Annotated in this window: 11 protein-coding genes and 1 tRNA gene; 7 read left to right on the plus strand and 5 right to left on the minus strand. The window is 55.2% G+C overall.

Annotated features, from left to right (window positions below; all coding sequences use genetic code 11):
* Nucleotides 1-35: 35 nt before the first annotated feature.
* Together coaD and AC2VLY_RS03860 are read left to right on the plus strand one after the other, a co-directional pair.
* Nucleotides 36-560, plus strand: coding sequence for a pantetheine-phosphate adenylyltransferase (gene coaD, locus AC2VLY_RS03855; RefSeq protein ID WP_193651517.1), 525 nt, complete (start codon nt 36-38; stop codon nt 558-560).
* A gap of 28 nt (nt 561-588) precedes the next feature.
* The gene (locus AC2VLY_RS03860; protein WP_193651516.1) at nt 589-840 is read left to right on the plus strand and encodes a YfhL family 4Fe-4S dicluster ferredoxin; all 252 of its coding nucleotides are present in this window, start codon (nt 589-591) and stop codon (nt 838-840) included.
* Here AC2VLY_RS03860 and AC2VLY_RS03865 read toward each other — a convergent pair.
* Genes AC2VLY_RS03865 through hemA form a run of 5 tightly spaced genes read right to left on the minus strand, consistent with a single transcriptional unit; the run spans nt 824 to nt 6,885 of the window.
* Nucleotides 824-2,803, minus strand: coding sequence for a dynamin family protein (locus AC2VLY_RS03865; protein WP_486892626.1), 1,980 nt, complete (start codon nt 2,801-2,803; stop codon nt 824-826). The two genes, AC2VLY_RS03860 and AC2VLY_RS03865, sit on opposite strands and share 17 nt — an antisense overlap.
* A gap of 16 nt (nt 2,804-2,819) precedes the next feature.
* Nucleotides 2,820-3,632, minus strand: a complete 813-nt coding sequence (mutM, locus tag AC2VLY_RS03870) for a bifunctional DNA-formamidopyrimidine glycosylase/DNA-(apurinic or apyrimidinic site) lyase (protein ID WP_193651514.1) — start codon at nt 3,630-3,632, stop codon at nt 2,820-2,822.
* The gene (gene prmC / locus AC2VLY_RS03875; protein ID WP_300251632.1) at nt 3,625-4,470 is read right to left on the minus strand and encodes a peptide chain release factor N(5)-glutamine methyltransferase; all 846 of its coding nucleotides are present in this window, start codon (nt 4,468-4,470) and stop codon (nt 3,625-3,627) included. The genes mutM and prmC overlap by 8 nt, the downstream gene beginning before the upstream one ends.
* Nucleotides 4,463-5,557: a peptide chain release factor 1 gene (gene prfA, locus AC2VLY_RS03880; protein ID WP_193651513.1), complete on the minus strand. Its 1,095-nt coding sequence runs from the start codon at nt 5,555-5,557 to the stop codon at nt 4,463-4,465. The genes prmC and prfA overlap by 8 nt, the downstream gene beginning before the upstream one ends.
* A complete protein-coding gene (gene hemA, locus AC2VLY_RS03885) occupies nt 5,554-6,885 on the minus strand; it encodes a glutamyl-tRNA reductase (protein WP_193651512.1) in 1,332 nt (443 codons plus the stop codon). The genes prfA and hemA overlap by 4 nt, the downstream gene beginning before the upstream one ends.
* Nucleotides 6,886-6,940: 55 nt before the next feature.
* Between hemA and AC2VLY_RS03890 the strand changes: the two genes are divergently transcribed.
* The 5 genes from AC2VLY_RS03890 to AC2VLY_RS03910 form a co-directional block, all read left to right on the plus strand.
* The gene (locus AC2VLY_RS03890) at nt 6,941-8,602 is read left to right on the plus strand and encodes a tetratricopeptide repeat protein (RefSeq protein WP_486921793.1); all 1,662 of its coding nucleotides are present in this window, start codon (nt 6,941-6,943) and stop codon (nt 8,600-8,602) included.
* Entirely contained in the window at nt 8,599-9,249 is a 651-nt protein-coding gene (lolB, locus tag AC2VLY_RS03895; RefSeq protein ID WP_300251452.1) for a lipoprotein insertase outer membrane protein LolB, read from the plus strand. Before AC2VLY_RS03890 ends, lolB begins: the two co-directional genes overlap by 4 nt.
* A gap of 2 nt (nt 9,250-9,251) precedes the next feature.
* Nucleotides 9,252-10,097: a 4-(cytidine 5'-diphospho)-2-C-methyl-D-erythritol kinase gene (ispE, locus tag AC2VLY_RS03900; RefSeq protein WP_486921794.1), complete on the plus strand. Its 846-nt coding sequence runs from the start codon at nt 9,252-9,254 to the stop codon at nt 10,095-10,097.
* Between the two features lie 5 nt (nt 10,098-10,102).
* Nucleotides 10,103-10,177, plus strand: a tRNA-Gln gene (locus AC2VLY_RS03905).
* Between the two features lie 47 nt (nt 10,178-10,224).
* The coding region (locus AC2VLY_RS03910) for a ribose-phosphate pyrophosphokinase (RefSeq protein ID WP_486893060.1) at nt 10,225-10,979 on the plus strand (755 nt) is incomplete at its 3' end.

Genomic DNA, 10,979 nt, shown 5'->3' on the forward strand with positions numbered 1-10,979 from the left:
CTTTTTACACCCTGTTTAGCAAGCAGTAGGAGAACATGCGCACAACATCCCAGCCCAGACGGATTATTTATCCCGGCACTTTTGATCCAATTACCCATGGTCATGAAGACCTGGTCCGCCGCGCTGCCCAGCTTTTTGACGAGGTCGTGGTGGCCATCGCCTCGGAAACTCCTAAAAATCCCATATTTCCGCTGGCCGAAAGAGTTGCACTGGCCACGGAAACCCTCACAGGTATTCCGGGAGTCCGGGTACGCGCTTTTTCCGGATTATTGATCCACCTCTTGCAGGAAGAAAAAACCCATCTGATTTTGCGCGGATTACGCGCCATTTCTGATTTTGAGCATGAATTTCAATTGGCTTCCATCAATCGCCGCATGGATGCGCAAATTGAGACCCTGTTTTTGATGACTTCCGATCAGCATACTTTCCTTTCCTCCAGCCTGGTTCGGGAAATCAGTCGCCTGGGCGGAGATGTCAGCGCTTTTGTCCATCCTGCTGTAGCCAGCGCCCTGAAACAACATTTTCGCGACGGTGTGGACCTACGCCATTCAGAAAAGTAGAATATGGAATTGGTCCAAGGAGAAATAAATGTCTCTGCTTATTGATGAAAACTGCATCAACTGTGATGTCTGTGAACCCGAATGTCCCAACAGCGCCATCAGTATGGGGCCGAAAATCTATGTCATTGACCCCAATCTCTGCACCGAATGCGTTGGCCATTACGACACGCCGCAATGCATGGAAGTCTGTCCGGTGGATTGTATCAGCAAAGATCCTGAACATGCAGAATCTGCTGAACAACTGCAAAGCAAATTCCGGCAACTTACCGGACAGGCCTGAAAGGCTCTCGCAGCAGACTCAGGAGCGGAGCGGATTGGCGATCAAGCCGGTCACTCTGCTCCTGAATATTGGCAAGGCTCTGTTCCAGCTGCTGCACTCTCGTATCAATATTACCCATAGTCGTAGCAATGCTTTGTAGGGCATTCAGCTCTTCTTCGGCATTCTGATGAAATAGCTGGAGTTGCTGGTTCAAGACGGCCATGATTTCATCCACCCAGTTTTCTGCTTCCCGACGGGTTTCGACGACAAAATCCCGGGTTCGGCCCGCTACCGTTAAAAATGCCTTACGCACCACGCTACTTTGAGTGTTCACCGCAATTTCCAGCATCATTCCAAAACGCTCGTAGCTTTCAGACATATCCATCAATTCCGCACGTCTGGGCATCATGGCGTAGGGCACGGCCCGCAAGGGGGGCAGGCGGTAACGCTTCTGCAAGGCCTTATATTCTTCTGCGACCATGGCGGACACTTGTTGTGCACCCTCCAGTGCCCGGTCAAAGTGGGCAATGGCTTCACTGAAAAACTGCCGAAACCGCTCGACAATTCCTGCGGTTGTCCAGGCCGAAAGCATTTCCGCCTTGGCGTTACTGATCACCAGATCAAAGGTGCTGGGTGCCAGAGGAATCAGCAACAACTCTTCCACTGCCTGGCGGAACCGGGCTTTTTTCTCTTCAAAAGCCTGTCGATCCTGCTCAAAATTTTTGAGCAGGATCTGGTGCTGTGCAACCAGTTTGGGGATTTTTTCAGCCGTACGGTCCTTGAGACTCTGTACACTATCCATTTGCGCCAAAAGACGATGGCGCTGATCCTGCAACATATTTTTTTGATCCAGCACCGCCCGCTCTATGAGCGTCCGGCATTTTTCCTTGATGGTTTCATGACGCGCTGGCAAAAGTACTTCCGCTATGGAGCGTTCCAGCGCGGCCATGCCACTGCGCTCCAGCAGTTCCGCATCCTGACGGATTCGGGCAACCAGGCCTTTTTGACCGGAAACCGGAATGACCTGATCGGGGCTGATACGTAAGCGGGTTGCCGTATTAGCCACCTGCCGGGTAATTTCATGTTGAATATCGTCTTCTTCCCGCAACTCGTCCCAAAGGGTGTCAATTTTATTCAAGAGTACAATCTGCTTTTGATGGGCATTGCGCATCAGGTATTGATCCCAGATCATCAGATCACTTTGCGTTACTCCGGTATCTGCACCCAGAAGAAAAACAATGGCGTCCGCATCTGCGAGCATGCTGAAGGTCAGTTCCGGTTCGGCACCTATGGCATTGAGCCCCGGAGTATCCAGCACCGTCAAGCCTGCATCCAATACCGGGTGTGCCAGATATAATATGGCGTGCCGCCAGCGCGGAATCAGTACCTTACCCAATCCGCAAGAAGGGCAAACCGTGCGTTCGCGATTTTTGGGGGTGCGGTTCAGCGGCGGGCAAAGACCAATACGCCGGGCATCTTCTACGGCCACACAAACCGTTTCCGTCAAATGCGCCAATGACTCGGACCGCTCCTTTTTGTCTGCCACAGACAAGGGGAACTTGCGCCAGGCACTTCCCGCCTTCTTAAGCTTTTCAATGCTGACATCGAGGCTGCGGCTGGCAATGGGCAGCAGCTGCAGACCGGGTCGGCCTTGCGGCGCACCGCGAATTTCCACGGGACACATAGTGGTCTGGCCAGAGCTGGAAGGCAGGAGTCTTTGCCCCATATCCGAAAAAAACAAGGCATTGATCAGTTCGGTTTTACCCCGGGAAAACTCGCCGACAAAAGCAATGCGCAGACTGTCCTGTTCTGTGTCGTAGGCCAGGGCTTCCAACTGCAACATGGTTCCACTGGGCAGCAGGCCGAGGTCGGCAGTGAGTGCCGCCATTTCGTGCAGACCACTCACCAGATCCTGGCGCCAGCGGTTCAATTCAGACAGGCCCTCCAAAATCGGTGAACGGATAATCGACTGCTCAGTGCTCATAGGTACTCCCGACAGGTCAGTGCTGACAATGGGAACAATAAGTAGTCGCCCGCCCGCCGATGCGCATTCCCTGCAAAGCTTTTCCGCAGCGGATACAGGCTTGTCCTTCTCGTCCGTATACCGCCAGAGATAGTCGAAAATAACCATTTCTGCCATCTGGTCGGGTAAAGTCTCGCAGAGTCGTCCCCCCCTGCTGAATAGCGGCTTCCAGCACGGAACGCACGGCTGCGGCCAGAAGCGTGTAGCGGGCCAGAGAGATGCGTCCGGCCGGACGACGCGGATCAATGCCTGCGGCAAAAAGGGCCTCATTGGCGTAAATATTTCCCACACCCACCACTTGATGCGCATCCATCAGAAAGGCTTTTACCGGAATCTGGCGCTGACGACTCTGAGCATGGAGATAGGCCCCGGAAAAATCCTCACCCAGAGGTTCCGGTCCAAGGCGGGCAATCAATGGGTGCGCATCCGCTTCTTTCAGCCAGCAAAGTACGCCAAAACGACGGGGATCATGGAAACGCAAACACGTATCCTGAGCAAAAAGCAGGTCCACATGATCATGTTTCTCCACCGGAGTGTCCTGCGGAAGCACCCGCAAGTGTCCACTCATCCCCAAATGAATCAGAATGCTGCCCCGTTGCAGATCCAGCAGCAGATATTTGCCGCGCCGTCTTATTTGCTCCAGTTTCTGACCGGCAACCTGCGCACTCAAATCCGCATTCACGGCCAGGCGCAAACGTGATTCGCGTACAATCGCGCCCTGCAGATTTTTTCCCAAAAGATGCGGACTGATTCCCAGACGGGTCACTTCCACTTCCGGTAACTCAGGCATGTTCAGGGCTCCTGGCGCTACTTACACGTTCTCTGCCTGCCAGATCACAATGCGTGTGTACCTGCTGAAAACCATGGTCATGCAGGAGTGTGCGCACCGCAGCAGCCTGCTCGCACCCATGCTCCAGCAAAATATGTCCCCCCGGATGCAAACGCGAACGGGCACCGAAAATAATATATTCCAGACATTCCAGACCCGTTGGACCAGCCACCAGCGCAGTCCCGGGCTCATGCCGCAAGTCCGGCAGATGGGGGTCATTACTGGCAAGATAAGGCGGGTTGGAAATAATTTGATCAAAACGCAGGGTTGGATCCAGGGGAGCATACCAATCACCCTGCAACCACTGGATGTTTTTTACCCCGATTCGATCCCCATTCAGCCGGGCGACGGCCAAGGCTTCCGGGCTTTGCTCCACCGCAAAAACGCTGGCTTGCGGCCGTTCACGGGCCAGCACCAGGGCCAACGCTCCAGACCCTGTGCCCAGATCAAGCAATTGCAGAGCATCACCAGCCTGATTCCCGGCCAGAGCCAGACTGACCAGTAATTCACTATCGGAACGAGGAATTAATACTGCAGCAGTGACTGCCAGATCCAGTCCATAAAAGGACCATTCACCCAGACAGTAAGCCAGAGGCACACCGCTGAGTCGCTGGTCCAGCAGTGTCTGTAATTGCGCTTTTTCAGCGGGAGCCAAAACCTTTTGAGGATTTACCAGAAGTTCCGTGGAACGGAGACCGAGACCATGTGTCATCAACCAGCGCGCTTCCTGGGCAGGCTGGTCACTGACTGCCGCCAACTGCGCACCCAGATGGCGCTGCCAATCCTGAAGACTAATCATCACCCAGATTTTGCAGCAAATCGGCCTGATATTCCTTGATCAACGGCTCAATGACGGCATCCAGGTCTCCCGCCAGAATAGCCTCCAGCCGGTACAGGGTCAGATTGATACGATGATCCGTCAGGCGTCCTTGCGGAAAATTATAAGTACGAATGCGTTCGGAGCGATCACCAGAACCAATCAAAAGCCGCCGGGTTTGTGCAGCACTGCTCTGCTGTTTTTCCTGCTCCGTTTCCAGCAGTCGGGCCTGTAACAAGGCCATCGCTTTGGCACGATTTTTGTGCTGTGAGCGATCTTCCTGACAGGCTACCACCAGCCCCGAAGGAATATGGGTAATCCGGATGGCCGAATCAGTCTTGTTGATATGCTGACCACCGGCACCACTGGCTCGAAAGGTATCAATTCGCAGATCCGCCGGATTGATATTGATCTCACTGACCGTATCCACCTCCGGCAATACCGCCACCGTACAGGCAGAGGTATGGATACGCCCCTGGGCTTCAGTTTCCGGGACACGCTGAACCCGATGGCCGCCCGATTCAAACTTGAGTCGGGAATAGGCACCGCGCCCGCTGATTTCCAGCACGGCCTCCTTGTAGCCGCCCCGCTCCGACTCCGATGCCGACAACAACAGCACTGCAAAACCCTGACTCTCGGCATAACGGGTATACATGCGCACCAGATCGCCAGCAAACAGAGCGGCTTCTTCTCCCCCGGTCCCCGCACGTACTTCCACGAAAACGTTGCGCTCATCATTGGGGTCTTTGGGCAACAAGCGTAAGCGCAAGGACTCTTCCAGTTCCTCCAGATCTTTATTGGCGCTCGCCAGCTCGTCATGGGCCATTTCCCGCAAATCGGGATCGCGCTCTTCAAGCAGCATTTTTTCCGCTTCGTCATGATCACGCTGACGCTGTTCGTGACGGCGCAACAAATCCAGTATGGGACTGATTTCACCCAACTCTCTGGAAAGACTCTGAAAGCGCTGGGTATCATTGACCAACTCAGGGCTGGTCAACATCTGGCTCAGTTCTTCAAAGCGAAAGGCCAACTGTTCCAGCTGGCCCTGCAAACGCGGACTGAGGCTCATCCTTCAGCATCACTGAGATGAAAAAGAATGTCCAAAGCCGCAACCAGACTCTCATTGGTGGCTTCCTGGCAGGGCTGGCGCAAGGTCGCAATGGGATCATGCAGCACTTTATTGATCAGCGCCTTGGAAAAAGCATCAAGAACCGCGTGCGGGTCCTGGCCCTGATCCAGATAATGCTGAAAACGCCGCACTTCGTCCTGACGCCGTTCTTCCACATGATCGCGCAGGCGGCGGATAGCCGGCACCACATCCAGACTTTCGCGCCACTGCTGGAATTGGCCCACTTCATCGGCAATGATCAACTCGGCGGCTGCAGCGGCTTCACGTCGCGCCCGCATTCCCGCCTGGGCAATATCATTCAGATCGTCCAGCGTGTACAAATAACACTGCTCAATACTTTCTACTTCAGGGGCAATATCCCGGGGTACGGCCAGATCCACCAGCATCAGGTCGCCACGTTCGCGCTGCGCCATGACGGCAGATACTGCCTCACGGCTGACAATGGGCTGGGTACTGGCCGTGCAGCTGACCACCACATCGGCGTCATGCAGAAGACTGGGGATCATTTCCAGGGCATGGGCATTTCCCGCAAACTTTGCGGCCAGTTGCTCACCACGTTCGGGGCTGCGATTGGCCACGGCAAATGTACTTACGCCGTGCTCCCGCAAATGGGTGGCCACCAGTTCTATGGTATCTCCAGCCCCAATCAGTAATACCGAGCGACCTTCCAGACCACCGAGCAACTGTTTGGCCAGACTGACCGCTGCGTAGGCCACACTCACCGGGGCAGAGCCAATGGCGGTTTCCGACCGCACCCGTTTGGCAACCCGAAACGTCCAGTGCAGCAGGCGATTCAAGACCGGACCGGCTGCACTGCTGTCAGCAGCTACCTGATAGGCATCTTTCACCTGTCCCAAAATCTGGGGTTCACCAATAATCATGGAATCGAGGCCGCAGGCTACCCGAAACAGATGACGGACCGCCTCTGCGTCGCTGGAGTAATAAATGTGTCCATCCAGAGAACGGGGATCAATCTGATGAAAAGCACAGAGCCAGTTCTGCAAGGCCTGACGATTCGACCCATGACCGCCATGCACGTAAATTTCGGTGCGGTTGCAGGTAGATACAATCAGAGCTTCCTTGACGAGTCCCTGATCAAGCAGATCGCGATGCGCCACAGCCAGCGATTCTGGAGAAAAGGCGACCTTTTCCCGAACCGCAATCGGGGCAGTATGATGACTTAGACCAAAGCAGAAAATAGCAGCGACCGTCCCTGCAGAGCGACGATGGAGGGGCTGAATTGTCGCTGACCGCGCACAGGATTGCAAGCAGCAGCGCCAGCAGTTATTGTGCTTGCTGAATGATCAATCCGGAGCAGATGGTATGAGAAGCAAGCTGAGCGGCATGGTGGCAGGAATACTGCTCAGCCTCATCGCTGGAAATGCTGTGGCCGATACCAACCCTGCCGGGATGACCGGAGAACAATTGTATTACCTCCTGGTTGCCGAATTTGCGACCTTGCAGCAGGAGCCGAAGCTCGCCATACCGGCATGGGCAGAAGCGGCCAAACTGGCTCCCGAGGCAAATGTTTTAGAGCGCGCCACCCAGGCTACCGCCCGCTTCGGAGATTTTGATGACGCCCTGACCCTGGCCAGAAAATGGCGGAAACTGGCACCCGATAGCGCCAGGGCCGACCAGTTTGAGGCAGCACTGCTGCTGACCAAAGGTCATGAACAGCAAGCCATCAACCTGCTCCAGGCAACTCTGGCGCGCTTTCCTGATGATCCCAAAATCACCCTGCAACTCTCGGAATTACTGATTGCCCACGGCCAAAGTGGCGAAGCAAAGCGACTATTGACAGCGCTGGCCAGCAAAAATCCAAATTCTGCGAATGCTTACTATACCTTGGGTCGCATTGATCTGATCGAAAACAAGCCCGACCATGCCATCACATGGCTGGAAAAAGCGCTCAGCCTGCGACCTGACTGGCAGGAAGCTGCCATTCAACTGGCCGAGGCCCTGCAAGCCTCCCAAGGGCCGACCGCAGCCCTGCACAGTATTCAGTCTTTTACAGCCCATCATCCTGAAGCGACAAAAGCGCGCCAGTATCTGGCCGCGCTGTATTTGAAGATGGGAGGCACAACCCAGGCCTACCGGCTGTATCAGGGAATGGCGCAGCAGCATCCGGACAATCCCGAAATCGCCTTGTCCCTGGGGATCATGGATATTGAACGCCACAACTGGCAGGCGGCTGAAAGCAGTCTGCAGCACGCCCGCGATCTCGCCCCCCAATCTCCCGCACCCATATATTATCTGGGCCGGCTGTATGAGGCCCAGGGCCGCTGGTCAGAGTCTCTGCAGTGGTATCAACGCATTCACTCCGGCCCCCTGTATGCAGAAGTGGAGCTGCACAGTGCGCGCGCGGAGTATCAGCTGGGTGACCATAAAAAAGCCCTGACCCGCCTGCAAACTTTGGCGACTGCCCACCCCAAAGAGGCGCAGATTCCCCTTCTCCAGGCCGGTTTATTGCAAAGCAGCGGCCACCTGCAGCAAGCCCTGCAAATACTTCAGCAAGCCCTCGCACGCCTTCCGGAAAATGCGGAACTCTGGTATGCCCAAGGTGCCGTCCAGGAACAACTCCATGATTTTCCAGCCATGGAGAAATCCATGCAGCAGGTCATTCAGCTCGCCCCTGATAATGCCCAGGCATACAATTTTCTGGGCTACAGCCTTGTGGAAAGGAATCAGAATCTCCCCGAAGCCAGCACCCTTTTACACAAAGCGATTGAACTTGAACCCGAAAATCCGGAAATTCTGGACAGTGTCGGCTGGCTCCATCATCGTCAGGGCGACAACCAGAAAGCTCTGGAATACCTGCAAAAAGCCCACCAGGCCCTTCCTGACGATCCCGAACTCAGCATGCATCTGGGACGTATCCTCTGGGCTCTGGGCAAACATCAGGAAGCCCGTCACGTCTGGCAACGGGCGCTGGATAAAAATCCCAATGACATCCCTCTCCGCCAGGAACTGACCCGCCAGCCATGAGACTTTCTTTCCCCACAACTTTAACTTTTGCGGCGTTGAACCGGCCTCTGCAACTCAGTGCCGGGGCCATTCTCGCCTTGACGCTCTCGGCCTGCGCGACGATGACCCCTGTGCATCCCAACGCTTCCAACGTTCTCCCCACGGCGGAACGTAATCAGGTGATTTCCAGCCTGAAATACTGGCGTGCCAGTGGCGAAGCCGTCCTCAGCACACCCAAACAGAATGAAAACTTTGGCTTTCGCTGGAAACAGTCGCCCCGGCTGCAGGAACTTTCCATTTATGACCCTCTGGGCAGAACCGTGGCACGCATCACGGTAGATGCTTCCGGTGCTCATCTGGAAACCATCACCGGAGAACATCGGCAAGCTCGCAATCTGTCCACGCTACTGAGCATGGTCCTGCATGTCGAACTTCCTGCTGCGGAACTGCCGGACTGGATGCTCGGCTTGCGCGGTAATACCAGTACCATCAGCAACAACGCTTCAGGATTGCCGAACATTCTCCGCAGTGGCCCCTGGCAGGTCCATTATTTGCAGTACACCCCCGTCGGCGGACTGACCATGCCCAAATTATTACAGGCAAATGGTCCGGATGGCATTGCCCTGCGTATGGCCATTACTCAGTGGCAAATGGGTCAAGCAGAATAAACATGCGTATGTCCTACCCTGCCCCGGCAAAACTGAACCTGATGCTTCGGATCGTCGGACAACGGCCCGACGGCTACCATGAACTGCAGACCGTTTTTCAATTTATTGATTTTGCCGATCAGCTACAATTCAGTTCGCGACCCGCAGGTCAGTTTTCCCGAAGTGGCGGAGCCGCAACCGTCGCTGAGGCAGATGATCTTACCATCCGTGCGGCGCGCCTGCTGATGGAAAGCGCAGGCATCCGGGAAGGCGTCCATATTCACATCGAAAAGGTTCTGCCGCTGGGCGGCGGGATTGGCGGAGGCTCCTCGGATGCCGCCAGCACCCTGATCGTTCTCAACCGCCTCTGGCGAAGCGGCTTTACCCGTCAGGAGCTGATGGCACTCGGCACCCAACTGGGTGCGGATGTTCCGGTGTTCATTTTTGGACAGAGCGCCTGGGCAGAAGGGATCGGTGAACAGCTATCCGCCCTGGATGAGGTCCCCGAATCTCATTATGTACTCGTACATCCCGGCATTGCTGTCAGTACCCGGGAAATTTTTACCGCTCCAGAATTGACACGACAGCACCCGCCCAGCACAATAGGCGCGTTTCTCGGCGGGGTCATGGAAAACACCCTGCAAAGCACAGTATGTGCACGCTACCCGGAGGTCGAATCCGCTATCCAATGGCTGAAAAGTCATGGATTGCGCGATGTTCGTTTAACGGGGAGCGGTGCCTGTGTTTTCGGGGTTGCAGAAGATGCAAGTAGCGCCCGGATCATCGCTGGACAAGTACCTTTGCCATGGCGATCCTGGGCGGTCAAAGGATGTAATCGGCATCCTCTATTTGATCCTGCCGAGCAATGAGTTATTGGGGCGTAGCCAAGCGGTAAGGCACCGGATTTTGATTCCGGCATTCCCAGGTTCGATCCCTGGCGCCCCAGCCAATTGTCCTCGGACTGTTTTGCCACCTGCACAGAGAGAATGACATCACATGGCCCACGGCAATCTTATGGTGTTCAGTGGAAACGCCAATCCTGTTCTTGCTGCGCAAGTAGCCCGTTTTCTGCAAATTCCCCTGGGGCGCGCCGAGGTCAGCTCTTTCAGCGACGGCGAAGTGTTTGTCGAAATCCTCGAAAACGTCCGGGGGCGCGACGTATTTGTCCTCCAGCCTACCTGCGCACCGACCAATGATCATCTCATGGAATTACTGACCATGATTGACGCCCTGAAACGCGCCTCGGCCAACCGGATTACTGCCGCCATGCCTTATTTTGGTTATGCGCGCCAGGACCGGAAATCCCGCTCGCGCACGGCCATTACGGCCAAGCTGGTGGCGGACCTCATCACCAGCGCCGGGGCCAATCGGGTTTTGACCATGGATCTGCATGCAGATCAAATTCAGGGGTTTTTTGATGTTCCAGTGGATAATATTTACGCCTCCCCCATTTTACTGGGTGACATCTGGCGGAAAAGCTACCCGGAACTCATTGTCGTTTCTCCTGACGTAGGGGGTGTAGTTCGTGCCCGCGCCATTGCCAAACGGCTGGAAGTGGATCTGGCCATCATCGATAAACGCCGTCCCCGCCCCAATGAATCCGTGGTCATGAACATTATTGGTGACGTCGAAGGACGCACCTGCGTATTGGTAGATGATATGGTAGATACCGCCAATACCCTTTGTGAGGCTGCTCATGCCCTCAAAGCCCAAGGGGCAGTCAAGGTCTGCGCCTATTGTACTCACCCGGT

The organism is Acidithiobacillus sp. TH-A36 (assembly GCF_057473445.1).